A 14,759-nucleotide genomic window follows, 5' to 3' on the forward strand; every position below is an offset into this window, starting at 1 on the left:
TATTTATTGATGTATTTTTTATTTAATTTAAAGGTAACATAGCTTATAGGAAGTAAAACTCATATTTACTACCTTTAGTTTTTTGTTGCCATTTTGGAGGTGTGAATTATGATGAAACAAAGAAATATCATTAATCAAAATAATGAAGCATTAAAACAAAATTTAATTGATTTTAGTAAAAACGATATGGATACAATCTATAAAATATTTAATACAGATATTAATGGCATTACCGAAGAAGAAGCAGGAAATAGAGTAGAAAAATATGGCCTTAATCAAGTAGAACACGAAAAACCAACACCATGGTATATTCAATTTGTAAAGGGCTTTATAAACCCTTTCATTATAGTATTAATTGCCTTAGCCGTAATATCCTATATTACTGATGTGGCTCTTGCAGCCCCTGGCGAAAAAAGCTGGGAAGCAGTCATTGTAATTACTGCTATGGTTACAATTAGTGGCATATTACATTTTGTCCAAGAATATAGATCTGGAAAAGCAGCTGAAGAGTTAAAAGCTCTAGTGAATACCACAGCTACAATAGTCCGTAAAGATACAGGGACTTATGAAATTCCAATGTCACAAATTGTGCCTGGCGACATTATCCATCTTGCGGCTGGTGATATGATACCGGCAGATTTAAGAATTATACATTCAAAGGATTTATTCATAAGCCAATCTGCCTTAACTGGCGAATCTGAGCCAATTGAAAAATATAGTACTATAAAATCTGAAATAAATAACAATATAAATCCATCAGATTTAGACAATATTTGCTTATTAGGAACCGATGTAATCAGCGGTAGTGCAACTGCAATTGTTATAGGCACAGGAAATGATACCTACTTTGGTTCTATGGCTAAATCTCTAGTAGGAAAAAGAGAACAAACAAGCTTCGAAAAAGGGGTAAGTAGTGTTAGTTGGCTACTTATCAGGTTTATGTTTATAATGGTTCCTGTAGTATTCCTTATTAATGGGATTACAAATGGAGATTGGCTAGAGGCTCTATTGTTTGCGATTTCTATTGCTGTTGGATTAACACCTGAAATGCTTCCAGTTATAGTAACTACAAACCTAGCTAAAGGTGCAATAGCCATGTCAAAGCGAAAAACAGTTGTTAAAAGATTAGATGCAATCCAAAACTTCGGTGCCATGGATATATTATGTACAGATAAAACCGGAACTTTAACACTAGATAAAATAGTAGTTGAAAAACATCTTGATATTCATGGTAATGAGGATGACAGAGTATTAAGACATGGCTATTTAAACAGCTTTTATCAAACAGGCTTAAGAAATTTAATGGACAGAGCAATATTAGAGTTTAGTGATAAAAAGAATTTCTTTGAATTAAAAGAGCATTATACAAAGGTTGATGAAATCCCCTTTGATTTTACAAGACGTAGGATGTCTGTAGTATTAAAAGACCATGTTGGAAAGAGACAACTAATTACAAAGGGTGCCGTAGAAGAAATGTTATCCATTTGTACCTTTGCAGAGTACAAAGGTGAAGTAGTTCCATTAACTGAAGAAGTTAAAAATGAAGTTATGGATATGGTAAAGAAGTTAAATGAAGATGGAATGAGAGTTGTTGCTATTGCACAAAAAAACAATATTCCAGATGAGAATTCCTTCGGTGTAAAAGATGAAAGCGATATGGTTCTTATGGGATATATAGGTTTCCTCGATCCGCCAAAGGAATCAACAGCTGCAGCGATTAAAGCTCTATATGAACATGGAGTTAAAGTTAAAATACTAACTGGAGACAATGAAGTTGTTACTAAAAAAATATGTAAAGAGGTTGATTTACCTGTAGATAATATTTTACTTGGCAGCGATATAGAACACCTAACCGACGAAGAGTTAGCAATACAAGCAGAAAACACTACTGTTTTTGCTAAGCTATCTCCAATTCAAAAATCTAAAATTATAAAAGTACTTCAAGGTCAGGGACATACAGTAGGTTATATGGGAGACGGAATTAATGATGCTTCAGCCCTTAGAGATGCAGATGTTGGAATTTCTGTAGATACAGCAGTAGATATAGCAAAGGAATCTGCAGATATTATACTTTTAGAAAAGGATCTTATGGTGCTTGAAGAAGGTGTAATTGAAGGACGTAAGATTTTTGGAAATATAGTAAAATATCTTAATATGACAGCAAGTTCAAACTTCGGAAACGTCTTTAGTGTTTTGGTTGCTAGTGCATTTTTACCTTTTTTACCTATGCTTCCAATTCATTTGCTAATTCAAAATTTGTTCTATGATTTTTCTCAAATTTCAATACCTTGGGACACCATGGATGAAGACTATATTAAAGAGCCAAGAAAATGGGATGCGGATAATATAAAGAAGTTTATGATCTATATTGGACCAATAAGCTCAATATTCGATATAATTACCTACTTGGTAATGTGGTATGTATTTAAAGCTAATACACCAGCCCTTCAGTCTCTATTCCAATCTGGATGGTTTGTTGAAGGACTATTATCTCAAACCCTTATTGTTCATATGATTAGAACTAAGAAAATACCATTTATTCAAAGTAGAGCAACAGCCCCAGTCTTACTTCTTACTGGAATTATAATGGTAGCAGGTATATTTATTCCATTTACTGCATTTGGAGCATCTGTTGGATTACAGCCATTGCCATTAGCCTACTTCCCATGGTTAATCGGTATTCTATTAGCCTACTGCTTATTAACGCAAGTAGTCAAAAAATTATATATTAAGAAGTTTAATACTTGGCTATAGTTTGATTTTATAAATTATTAAATAGTAAAAAACCAAGTAGCAAATTGCTACTTGGTTTTTTACTATTTATAACCTATTTGTTACATCATTGGCATATGATAAGCTAATGATTTTATAGTTTTAATTAGCCTTTATTGCACCTAATTAACCTTTAAAATACTTGTAATTTCAGCAACCTCATATTTTATTAAATTTTATACCCCTTTACATAATTTTATAAGTTTGCTAGGATCCCTTTGCAAGGTGTTATAACTCCTTAATTTCTATACTTAGTTATAGTAGCAACGTCAACTTGCCACTTTTCAGCTAAATCTTTTTGAGTTAATAGTTTGTCCATTTAGTTGCCTCCCTTACTTTTAAATTTATTTGAGTTTAGATTGGTTGATACTTATATTATCTAAACTATATAAAAAAATATTTTAAAATACATATTTCTAATGTATTTCATTTTTACAAATATAAATACAAATTAATTTTTGACAGCAACAAAAAAGTAAGATACGTAATTGAATTGGTATATTTATTAAAATCCATTACGGATCTTATAAATATATTTAACTCTCAGTACAAACTAGAATCTAAGTCTCTATTTGAAGTGTTTAAGTTGCTATTTTGGTTAAGAATCTCCATATCAATATATTCTAATATGTTATTTATACTTTTAAACACCGATTGTTTTGAATCTTCAAAGGAATTACAACGCTCCCATTCCTCTGGATTTTCTAAAAAGCAATTCCCATCATCTAATTCATTATATAAATAGTCAACTGTTATCTGTATTGTATTATCGTAAAAATTCATATATCGTTTTCATGTTGCAAAATAATTCCTTTAGATCATATAATGTATATTCTCTCATACAACCAATCACCTTTTATAGAAATAAAATTTCTTTATCTTACTATTCGTTGCCTTAACAGAAGATCCTTCAAAAAAAGAAAAAAGGTAGAGCCTAAGCCTTACCCCAATTCTGTTAATCTTCTTTTTAGAAGAATAAGAATCCTTCACGTCCGCATCCACAAAATAGTATAACAAGTAATAGGAAGAAGAATAATAAGCTATCTCCTGATCCCTTAAAAATACCACAGTTACAGAAAATTATCACTAAGATCAAAAAGAAGAAAAGTAAACTACTTCGATTTCCAAAAATACCACCAAAACCGCCGTCGCAACCTCCACCCTTTGCAAAAATTTCGCCCATTTATGACATCTACCTTTTTTTATTTTAAATGCTACTAAATACACAACATAATATAAATAATTAAGAAGATAAAAGAAAGCATATATTTTACTACCTTTTGAAAATGAGTGAGGTGTGATATACTAGAAAAGTTAAAAATGACTCAACCATTTCTCTACGAAATCAATTGTTTGAAGTACCATTAAAATATATGAAAAGTATCTACAAAAATAAAATTTCCCACGGAAATTGATATACTTTCGCTTCTGTGGGAAAACACTTTCTTTAGATAGAAAAGGTGATAGTCTTATTAGATTATCACCTTTTCCTACTTTAGATATAGTTAGATATTATTAAAGTCTCATTTCTACTATAATTCAAAGATGATGCTCTATACTAATATATATTTTATTATGCTTTTCATTTAAATAAATAGATTATTTCAATCTAATTAGTCTATCCATAAGCTTTAATTAACCTTTCATCAATTATACACTTTTCATCATTTGTAATTAACCCTATTTTATGAAGAAATTTTATATTTTCGCAAATTGTTTCTCTATAATCATCAGTATTACTAATCTTCTTTAATTTTCCACCACAATACTCAGTCTCATCAACTAACTCCTGAATTTTGCGTTTAATTAGCGAATAGAAGTTATTGCCTTCGATGATTTTGATACACATAGTTCACTTAATTTTGATACCATTCCAACATCAACAGATTTATCATTCATATTTTTACACTCACATATGATTTTTGCATTAGTGTTACATATAAAAGGTATCGGGATATTTTCATTTAAATTAACGTACAAGTCTACCTCATTATCACCTGTCAATTTATCTCTAGTTATATCCTTAACTATTTGAAATCTCTCAAAGACTAATAGCATTAACTTTTACAATGCAGTTCCTTTTTCTTTATTTCTTTCTTTTTCCCATTGTGCTGATTGCTCTACAAGTAAACAACTTTCGTTGAATTGCTTTAGAATATCTTCATCGACCAAAAACTTAAGTATATGATTAGATTGCTCTACAGTAATTTTTTGTTTTCTTGACAATAAAGTTGCTGTTATTATATCGCTACTCATTAAGTTATCTATTTGTGTAGCTATACTAGTAGCCTTTTCATCATCACAGTTAAGTAAGCTCTTTATAACTTCCAACTTTTTTGATAACATTATAAATCCCACTCTCTTTCATAAATTTAGAGGTATCTGTTTTTACCATGTAAAAACCTAACGTATTATTAATTATATCAACTTCTCTTACTATTACTTATAATCAAAACTTTATTTTCATTATATGAAGTAGAAGTACCCCTATCCCCCCAACTATTCACTAAATAGCATTTAGGGAAAGCGTAGCGTTAGTTGGGGTTACGAACGAAGGTAGAACATTATGGGTGAATGATTTTTCTACAAAAATAGACCTAGTGAGTGGAACAATTTGTTTTGACCCTAAATAATAACCTTATATGAAAACAGTTTAGAGAAAATAAACAAAGGTACATCAGTAATAAGTCTTAATAAAGAAAACATTTGAAAAAAATATTTATCAACATTCTTAAACTATTTTTATCCTTTATTAGCCTAGCATCGGTGCATAACTATGTTCTTAATGTGGAGAAAGCAAAAGGCTCTAAATCTAAAAATAAACATAGCGTAGCACTAAGTAAAAATACTAATATAAAATCATCTTCTTCTGTACTAGTTAAAGAAGGTATTAAATAATGTTAGTTTCAGTAGAGGATATTCTTCTCTTTGCTTATATTTATCTCTTTTATTTTCTAGGGGCTTTCTCTAAAGATATGCTAGATACTTTTTTAGATAAAATACCAAAGGTTTTAATATTTAAGGTTCTTACATCCTCTTTTGCAGTAAGCATTTTATTATATGGCCGCTCAGAGTATTTACTAAATAAATTATCCTATAGGCCATTTACAGCTGTTTGCTATGTTTTAGGTATTGTTAGTTTCGAAGGAATGGTTAAGTACAATAATATTAAAGATATAGGATCTTTAATAGAAGCAATATATAAAATTAAATATGACAAAAATAAAGATAAAGGGTAATGCTACCGTATAGTCCAATAACATTCCCTTTATCTCTTTATATTCTTAACTGTTTATAAATCCATACCATTCAATATATCTCTCAATTTCTTTAATTCCTCTTTACTAAGAGTAACACCCTTACCCATCTTCACGTGCTCTGGGTCCCACTCTCTAATATCGTATTTAGGCTCCCTATTATTCCAGCTAATAAGATTTAGCTCCTTTGTCCACCCTTTACTACCTTCAGATAATACACCTACATTTTCTTGTATTTCAAACTTTATTTCTGCCATCAACTACTCTCCTTTGCTAAAAGAATATATTATAAATCTCTTACCACTTCTTCGTCTAAAATTTCTTTTCGATCTCTCCAATCTGGCATTAGTACAGTCATTAAACTATAAAAGTCTTTACTGTGGTTTCCTTCTATAAAATGAATTAATTCATGAAGTACAACATAGTCAATACAGTATTTTGGAGCTTTAATTAATTCATAGTTTAAAAGGATTATATTTTTCTCCTTAATACAAGAACCCCATCTAGCCTTCATTATCTTTATCATAACATTAGGTTTTGAAATATTATGTTTTTGGACTAAAGAGTATACCTTATCCAACGACTCATTAAAAATTATTTCTGCTCTTTGTCTAAACCAGGCTTCAACTAATTTCTCTTTTCTTTCGTAATTTGTTTTATCCTTTACATAAAGATGAATAAATCCCCTAAAGTACTTTACTTCCTCTTTTTCAGATTCAAATACCTTTAATCGATACTGTTTTCCTAAATATTTAAAGGTCTCACCACTAACGTATTCCTTTAAATTTTCATAAGGCTGAGTTTCTTCAAAATGCTTTATATTTTTCAATATCCAAGGTGCATTATTCTTTACAAAGTTTTTAATAAAATCAATTGGAACATTTTCATTTGCAGAAATCATTATTGCCATGTCTGGTTTTACATTTAAGTTAACATTTTTTACATTTTTCCTATTTAGCTCAAACTCTATGACCTTTCCACCATAGGAAATTTCATGTTTTTCCATCTTATCACCTAATACCTTCTAAGCGCAACTGTTTTTATGTTCTCTATCATTTTGTCAATTTGCTCAAAATCAAGCGTAATTCCATGTTGTTTTGTAAAATTATATATTAAGTCATCGATCTCTTGTTCTATACGATTATGAACTTCAGGATTTTCATGCCAATCTACTTTACTATGCTCATCTATAATCTTTGTAACTCCCTTAGAAAACTTAGCAAGTAAAATATCTAATCCATATATTTCATTAGATTCTTTTACAATTTCCTCGGCTACACCATAAAAAGCTTGTGCATGAATATCATTTCTAATATCTTCCGGATAAGTCTTTCCAGAATATCCTTTTCTAAAATCTTTCATAATATCTGACATACGATTTAAATATTCTGCTTCTGAAATTCGTTTATCTTTATACTGCTGAAGTGCTTCCTCGATTCGCTCTGAGAATTTTTTATAATATGAAGGATTTTCATCCCACTTAGCATTAATTCGCTTTGCCATCCTCGTTCTAATGGCATCGGCCTTAGCCCTTGGAGTTTCAAGTCTATTAAGCTCTTCCTGAAATCCCTTTTCATCTAAAATATCTACAGGATTTGTAATTCTTATAACATCTTCTGCAGCAATATAATTATCCATTAACTTTTGCATCTTGCCTTCATATTCTTTATGATCAATAGAATCTGAATAGCGAAGCTTTACAGATTTTCTAAGTTCTTGGAAAAACTTTAAATCCCTTTTATATTTTGCAAGTTCCTCTGGTCCCAAAGCATTGTAAATCTGTTCAGATTCAAGAGCAATACCTAAGTTTCTACCAAATTGACTTAGTATATTATAAAAATTCTCTCTTATTTCTTCATTTTCTAGTAAAACCTCATACTCTTCCATATCTTTTTTGTTTTTAATCCTAGCAAAAATATTCATCAGCTCTGTATGATAATGTCTTAGAGTTCCAATAATGCTAATAACATCATGAATAGCTCCTTTTAAATCCTTTGGATCGAAGTTTTCAAGACCTGCCCCCAAATACATTTCCATAGCCTGATCTAGCTTACTCAATAAACCTCTATAATCTATTATAAATCCATAATCTTTTCCTTCATAAAGTCTATTTACCCTAGCAATAGCCTGCAATAATGTATGTTCCTTCATAGGCTTATCTACATACAATACCGTTGCCCTAGGAGCATCGAATCCAGTTAAAAGCTTATCTACAACTATAAGCAGATCAATTTCATCTCCATAAACAAATTCATTTTTTATGGCATCTTCATAAGATTCCTCTTTGCCATATTTGCTCATCATTCTATCCCAAAATTTTCTTACTCTATCTTTAGATTCCTCATCTACTGCATCATAGCCTTCTCGCTGGTCTGGTGGCGATATAACTACTGCTACATTTAAATCACCTAAATCTTCAAATGCTTCCAAGTAACGAACTGCTTCTACTTTACTATTGGTAGCCAGCATAGCTTTAAACTGAGAGCTTTCCATTTTATAATTCTTTAAATAATGTTCATTAATATTAAATGCAATTAGCTTTATTCTCTGGTCACTAGAAGCGATTCTTTCAAAGTGACTCCATTTTTTCATAACTTCTTCTTTTTGCTTTTCATTTAAATGTCTAGTAATAATATCTAACTGTTTATCTATGGCTTTTCGATTAACGCTTTGCTCCACCATTTTGCCTTCATAAAGAAGAGGTACAATAGCCTTATCTGCCACACCATCAGCAATAGTATATTTATGAATCAGCTTACCGAATTTAATCATAGTATTTTTTTCATTTTTCATTAAAGGAGTTCCTGTAAAGCCTAAATAACAAGCATTAGGAAATACTTTCTTCATTTTAAAATGAAGCTCTCCATATTGAGTTCTATGGGACTCATCTACCAATACAAAAATATCTTTAGATCTAATAGGATCTTGATGGCTGGATGCAGTATCAAACTTATGAACCAATGTGGTCACCACATCTGCATTGTTGTTATTGATTAGCTGCACAAGATTTCTTCCAGATGTAGCTCTACTTGCCTTTAGTCTTGTATGGTTAAAAGTATTGTTAATCTGTTTATCAAGTTCTACACGGTCAGTTACAACAACTACTTTTGGGTGGTGTGCTTCTAATTCAGTTAATATATATTTTGCAAGCATAACCATAGTTAAAGACTTACCAGATCCTTGTGTATGCCAAATAACACCGGACTGACGATTTCCATTTCTATCAGTTTCCTCTATGCTTTTCATAATTTCTTTAATAGCAAAATATTGTTGGTAACGGGCTACCCTCTTCACGTCTTTATCATATATAATGAAAAACTTAGTTAGCTCCAAAAGTCTATGTGGATGAAACAAAGATATCATATTTTTATCTTGAACTGTTGGTATCCTATGGGTTACTACCTTCCCTAATTGTTTATCAAGCCATTCTTCTTTTTCTTCTTTCCAAAAGCTCCAAAACTTCTTTGGCGTATTACAGGTAGCATACATAGTTTCATTTTTATTAGTAGCCATTACTAATTGAACAAATTTAAATAAATTAGGTGCATAGTCCTTCCCTTGATTCCGAATCATTTGACTAATTCCTTGATTAATAGAAATAGAGGATTTTTTACATTCAATAACAGCAAAAGGAATGCCGTTTACAAATAAAACGATATCTGGTCGAATGGTACCATTACCATCTTCACGCTCAACCTTAAATTCCTCTACAACATGAAAAATATTATTCTCTGGCTTTTCCCAATCTATAAAATTAATTGTAAAGGATCGATTTCCTTCATTGTTAGGAAGAGTTTCCACATAACTTCTTCCTAACATTAAGGTGTCATATATTTTTTCATTGGTTTTTATCAAACCATCAGTTAAATCTTCATTTAAATCTTCTACAGCCTTAAGAATATTTTTTTCGCTAAATTTATATTTCTTACCTTTATATTCATAGGAGTTTAGTTCCATTAACTTATTAAACAGAATATCTTTTAGAAGTACATTGTACAAATTCCCTCGTTTTTCCTCTGCATTCTCTGAAGAAATATATATATACTCTAATCCCTTTAACACTTCAATGGCAGGAATTTGAGATATATTCATTTCGTCATAATCCTTTGCCCTTGGCATGTTGTCACCTCTTTCCTAAAATGAGAGTGAAGTGATTAACACTCCACTCGAACTTTTCCTGTTAGTAAAAGATTCATTAGACCTTTTTTTTGCTCTTGTAGGTTTTCTAATTCTTTTTCGTGTAATTCTATTTCTTTGTCTACAGTGCTTAAAATTTTAGCTATTTCATTTTGCTCTTCTAAATCCGGTATTGCAAACTTCATTTCTTTAACAAATTTAAAGTGTCTATTGTAGCCTGTATTTGGGATTTCTTTCATTAATAATTGATAGTATAGAAATCTTATATCAAAATTTGATTTATTTGTTATTATTTGAGTTCCATCTGCTCCAACTATAAAATCAAAATCTATAAACTTTACTTCTCTTGTATGATCACCAAATACTATAATTCCTGTATTTAAAGATTTGAATACCTTTTCAAAATCATTTGAATAGGCTACAATTTTGGATTTTCCTTGATCTACAACTGGGTATTTGCCACTTTTTAAATATTCACTAGTTTTTATTTGATATTTTTTTACAGGAATAGTTTTACAACATTCTGCAAAAGAGAATTCTTCCCACTCACCATCAAAATCATCTAATCTTACCTTTCCAGTTAAAAGATTTTGCATTAAACCTTTTTTCTGTTCTTTCTTCTGCTGGATTAGTTCTTCTTTTAGTTCTATGGCTTTGTCCCATGTGGAGAGGATATTAGCAATTTTGTTTTGCTCTGTAAAATATGGTATAGTTATTTTTTGTTTTAACCAGTCATTGGTTTTAAACAGGAGCTTTTCTATATGAACTCCATCACTAGTAATATAAAAATATCTCTTCATAAAAGGTAGTTGTGTATAGTACTTAAAAAACTGCACGTTTAACAAGTCTTTTTTACAGTTCATTACATTATATTCATTAGAAACTATTGATCCTTCAAATTCCTTAGGTACAATAGCACAAGCACCGTGTGCTATCTGTCGTTTTGAAATAACAAAATCTCCTTCATGAATTTCAAATTGGCTTTTTACTAAAATCTTTTCTCCATGCAGGGTGCCTCTACTTTGAATCCCACCAAAATTTCTTTTAACAGTTATCAGGTTATATTCTTTATCATCTTGCAGTTCTATTGGTCTTAGAACGATCTTAAGTAATTTACTAAGCTTAAATTCATTCCAATCATTCGGATAGATTCCATCCTTCATCTTCTTATACCCCTCCGGCACTTCCCCACGATTAATCTTCTCTATCTTTTCCTTAATATCAGCTCTCACTACTTCCACCTGCCAATCGTTTCTTCTCCTGCTCTTTTTCAATCTTTTTTACACTTTTTTTCGGAGTAGGTAAATCTTCTGGCATTGTTCCACCTAGTTCTGCAATAGTTTGTCTTACTTTGCTTCCTACTTCTAAGTGAGTTTGATTTGCTTTTTCTTTTCCTTTTATATTTTCACGTCTTAGTTTTTCATCCGTTTGAGTTGCCCTAAAAAGGTTAGCGGCAAGTTCAGTACTTCCCATGTGGTCTAATATGTTTTGACTTCTCTTTAAATTCTTTTTTGCATGTATTTCTTTCGCACCTAAGCCTCCATACAGTCCTTGATAGCCTTTATTTTGAAAAATGGCATAATCCTTTGACGTTTCTACACCTGCCATTTGTGCTGCCTCTGCCAATGATTTATTGTGGTTCTTTAGCTCATTTCTAATAGATAGTCTTTTTTGCTCTTCTGTTAATTGTTCAAAGTTTTCTTCAATCTCTCGCTCTCTTGTTTTTACAGCGAAATAAGTCTGTCCAAGAGCTATAACTTCTTTGCGAGGATCTCCGTTTTGAACTATCAGATAACAGGCATAACGCGAAAGCATTATATCATCAATCTCGCGTTCCGCTCCTGAACCTAGTTCCACCATTTTCCCGACGTCGGCAAAATGGTCAGATACGCTATTTTTACTGTTTTTACAAGCTTCTTTTGCTTTTTCTATTACTTTTTTGAAGTTATCCCACTTTGCATATTCTAATACTACCTGTAGTTCCCTAGCATACCAAAACTCTATTCCTTCTTCAGTAAAATGCTTTATTTCTTCAAAGGTACTTTCTGAATATTTCTTTACATCTCTCATATTGATCCCCCTTTTAAAGCCCTAGTTCTTGAAGATACTTAGCCATTTGTGCTTCAACTTCCTTTAGCTCTGCTTGAATATTACTAATGTTTTCTTTTACGGCCTCCATATCCACTGGCTCTTCTTCTTCAAAAGTATCAACATATCTTGGGATGTTTAAGTTATAATCATTTTCCTTAATTTCTTCATACTTTGCCATATAAGAATATTTATCTATTGATTCATATTTATCATAAGTTTCTACTATTTTTTGAATATCTTCTTCTCTTAGGTTGTTTTGGTTCTTCCCTTTTTCGTAATTACCTTCTGTAGATGCGTCTATAAATAAAACATCTCTTGTTGTTCTTCCCTTTTTAAAAATTAGTATAGATGCTGGAATACCTGTTCCAAAGAATAAATTAGAAGGTAATCCAATAACAGCATCTAGAAGATTTAAGTCAATAATTTCTTTTCTGATTCTTCCTTCACTAGCTCCTCTAAATAATACTCCATGAGGCAGAATAACTCCCATTCTTCCTTCTTCTGCTAAGGAATATAGCATATGCTGTACAAATGCAAAGTCTCCTTTACTAGTTGGCGGAACTCCCCAATCAAATCTACCATATTGGTCACGTGAAGCTTCCATCTTAAAGTTTTTATCATTAGCATCTGCAAAGCCCATAGCCCATTTATCTAGTGAGAAAGGAGGATTAGCAACTACTACTTGAAATTTCATTAATCGATTATCTTCTAAATGAAGAGGATTAGATAATGTATCTCCCCACTCTATTTTTGCATCATCAACTCCATGTAAAAACATATTCATTTTACATAGAGCGTAGGTTTGTCCATTTCTCTCTTGTCCGTAGATTTGTACTTTTTGTCCTGGTACTTGTTTTGCAACTTTAAGAAGTAGCGATCCAGATCCACAAGTTGGGTCATATACACGATCATTTTCTTTAGGTTTTACAAGTCTTGAAAGTAGTTCCGATACCATTGAAGGTGTAAAGAACTCACCACCTTTTTTACCAGCATCAGAAGCAAAATAACCGATCATATATTCGTAGGCATCTCCAATAACATCATTACTTCCTACTACGGAAGGTCTAATATCTAAAGTAGCAAAATCCTCTAAAACTTGTCTTAACATAGGATTTCTTTCCTTTGGTTTTCCTAGAACATTTTCATTGTTAAAATCTATATTTCTAAATACTCCTCTTAATTTCTTGCTGTTTTTTTCCTCAATTTCTGAAAGAACCTTATTGATCTCTTGCCCTATTTCACTGCTATTTCTTTTTTCATATAGAGTATCAAAGGTGCAACTTTCGTCTAAAATAAATCTTTCACGACTTAATTGTCTTTCAACCATTCTCATATCCCCATCATACTTTTTGATGTATTCCTCTTTATGCTCCTGATATGTATCATTAATGTATTTTATAAAAAGCATAACAAGAACATAATCCATATATACAGATGAATTGATTTTTCCTCTAAAAGTATCACAGGCCTTCCATAGTACACCATTTACTTCATCACGTTTATCTTGAGCTATCATCTTTTCTTCCTCCTTCAATAACTTGATCTATAATAGCATGGTACATTTTTTCTTTATCCTCTAGTAATTGCATGTAAAGCTTTCTTTCTCTTTGAATCAGACTATGAAGCTTAACTACTTTCTGTTGATGCTGGATACTTGGTACCTGTATTTCTAGTTCCTTTAAAGTACTAGTTTTGACTATAGATATTGCTGATCCAATAGATGCCTGGCTTAATCTTTTCTTAGTTTTTTGAGAATTTAAATAAATAGCTAAAAAATCCGGAATAATTTTATTATTCTTAGCTCTTATGACAGCAAATAAAGATGTTATAACTAGGCCAGACTCTTTTTCTTCAATATAGATGGTTGTATTGGGTGAACTTAATCTAATTACTACATCACCGTTTTGAGTTAAATATTGTTCTGACAAAACTTCTAAGCTATCAAACTTATCTAGCTCCTTTTTGTTGACCCATCCATTCTCTTCAAAACTTTTTAGTGTAAGCATTTTATATGTTTTAACGGGGCTAAAATCTGCTTTTTTTCTAGATACTACTACTCCTGTTGATATAGTTGCAATATCACCTAATTTCAGTGTTTCGGTGTTTTTCAAAAATTCACCTTCTCTCTTAATGTATAAAAAATTTTAAAAAACTATTAAAGGAATACGGCCACTCTCCATATTCCTTTAATAGACTAGTACAATTAATACTTTTTCTTTATTTTAAATGCTTTCTTTCCATAATCTGAAGCTCTATACGTCTTCCCATTCTTAGTATAAGAAGTAATAAATATATTCCGTTTCATCTTCTAGTACTGCTTCGTTTGTAACTAATATTGAGAGTGGGTCATAGGTATATACCATAGGAACCTGCTAATTCCTTTAAGAGATAGTTGCAGCTATCTCTTTTTTATTTACTTACAAATTGATTATATACAATATTTTTCCATAAGTCAAATATTTTTTGTTGTAATTTAAAAATGACGTTACGACATTGTGCAAC

General features: G+C 31.1%; 14 protein-coding genes. 3 read left to right on the forward strand and 11 right to left on the reverse strand.

The genetic code is table 11. From position 1 onward, the window contains the following. Window positions 1-108 precede the first annotated feature (108 nt). Window positions 109-2,754 carry a magnesium-translocating P-type ATPase gene (gene mgtA / locus HYG84_RS03025; protein ID WP_212380624.1) on the forward strand — a complete coding sequence of 882 codons (2,646 nt, stop codon included), beginning with the start codon at window positions 109-111 and terminating at the stop codon, window positions 2,752-2,754. A gap of 561 nt (window positions 2,755-3,315) precedes the next feature. Here the strand turns inward: mgtA and HYG84_RS03030 are convergent. The 4 genes from HYG84_RS03030 to HYG84_RS03045 all read right to left on the reverse strand — a co-directional run bounded on the left by HYG84_RS03030 (window position 3,316) and on the right by HYG84_RS03045 (window position 5,118). Then, window positions 3,316-3,555 (reverse strand): hypothetical protein, encoded by a 240-nt coding sequence (locus tag HYG84_RS03030; RefSeq protein WP_212380626.1) that lies wholly within the window; start codon window positions 3,553-3,555, stop codon window positions 3,316-3,318. A gap of 184 nt (window positions 3,556-3,739) precedes the next feature. Then, window positions 3,740-3,955, reverse strand: a complete 216-nt coding sequence (locus HYG84_RS03035) for a hypothetical protein (RefSeq protein ID WP_212380628.1) — start codon at window positions 3,953-3,955, stop codon at window positions 3,740-3,742. Between the two features lie 435 nt (window positions 3,956-4,390). Next, window positions 4,391-4,621, reverse strand: coding sequence for a hypothetical protein (locus HYG84_RS03040; RefSeq protein WP_212380630.1), 231 nt, complete (start codon window positions 4,619-4,621; stop codon window positions 4,391-4,393). Window positions 4,622-4,836: 215 nt separating this feature from the next. Next, window positions 4,837-5,118 (reverse strand): hypothetical protein, encoded by a 282-nt coding sequence (locus tag HYG84_RS03045; RefSeq protein WP_212380632.1) that lies wholly within the window; start codon window positions 5,116-5,118, stop codon window positions 4,837-4,839. Window positions 5,119-5,478: 360 nt separating this feature from the next. On the opposite strand from HYG84_RS03045, the gene HYG84_RS03050 reads away from it, so the two are divergent. Both HYG84_RS03050 and HYG84_RS03055 read left to right on the forward strand, forming a co-directional pair. Further along, entirely contained in the window at window positions 5,479-5,670 is a 192-nt protein-coding gene (locus HYG84_RS03050) for a hypothetical protein (RefSeq protein ID WP_212380634.1), read from the forward strand. Next, on the forward strand, window positions 5,670-6,011 hold the full coding sequence (locus HYG84_RS03055; protein WP_212380636.1) for a hypothetical protein: 342 nt from the start codon (window positions 5,670-5,672) through the stop codon (window positions 6,009-6,011). Before HYG84_RS03050 ends, HYG84_RS03055 begins: the two co-directional genes overlap by 1 nt. Before the next feature lie 53 nt (window positions 6,012-6,064). Here HYG84_RS03055 and HYG84_RS03060 read toward each other — a convergent pair whose 3' ends face one another. The 7 genes from HYG84_RS03060 to HYG84_RS03090 are packed head-to-tail and all read right to left on the reverse strand — an operon-like array spanning window position 6,065 to window position 14,368. Further along, window positions 6,065-6,286 carry a YdbC family protein gene (locus HYG84_RS03060; protein ID WP_212380639.1) on the reverse strand — a complete coding sequence of 74 codons (222 nt, stop codon included), beginning with the start codon at window positions 6,284-6,286 and terminating at the stop codon, window positions 6,065-6,067. 29 nt (window positions 6,287-6,315) lie between these two features. Beyond that, window positions 6,316-7,035, reverse strand: a complete 720-nt coding sequence (locus HYG84_RS03065; protein WP_212380640.1) for a M48 family metallopeptidase — start codon at window positions 7,033-7,035, stop codon at window positions 6,316-6,318. An 8-nt stretch (window positions 7,036-7,043) separates the two neighbouring features. Next, the gene (locus HYG84_RS03070) at window positions 7,044-10,148 is read right to left on the reverse strand and encodes a type I restriction endonuclease subunit R (protein WP_212380643.1); all 3,105 of its coding nucleotides are present in this window, start codon (window positions 10,146-10,148) and stop codon (window positions 7,044-7,046) included. Between the two features lie 35 nt (window positions 10,149-10,183). Next, window positions 10,184-11,407 carry a restriction endonuclease subunit S gene (locus HYG84_RS03075; RefSeq protein ID WP_212380645.1) on the reverse strand — a complete coding sequence of 408 codons (1,224 nt, stop codon included), beginning with the start codon at window positions 11,405-11,407 and terminating at the stop codon, window positions 10,184-10,186. Next, a complete protein-coding gene (dinD, locus tag HYG84_RS03080; protein ID WP_212380647.1) occupies window positions 11,388-12,236 on the reverse strand; it encodes a DNA damage-inducible protein D in 849 nt (282 codons plus the stop codon). Before dinD ends, HYG84_RS03075 begins: the two co-directional genes overlap by 20 nt. A gap of 13 nt (window positions 12,237-12,249) precedes the next feature. Continuing rightward, on the reverse strand, window positions 12,250-13,773 hold the full coding sequence (locus tag HYG84_RS03085) for a type I restriction-modification system subunit M (RefSeq protein ID WP_212380649.1): 1,524 nt from the start codon (window positions 13,771-13,773) through the stop codon (window positions 12,250-12,252). Beyond that, window positions 13,757-14,368, reverse strand: coding sequence for a restriction endonuclease subunit S (locus HYG84_RS03090; protein WP_212380651.1), 612 nt, complete (start codon window positions 14,366-14,368; stop codon window positions 13,757-13,759). The genes HYG84_RS03085 and HYG84_RS03090 overlap by 17 nt, the downstream gene beginning before the upstream one ends. Window positions 14,369-14,759 lie beyond the last annotated feature (391 nt).

Origin of the sequence: Alkaliphilus sp. B6464 (assembly GCF_018141165.1) — a bacterium.
Taxonomy (GTDB): Bacteria; Bacillota; Clostridia; order Peptostreptococcales; family Natronincolaceae; genus Alkaliphilus_B.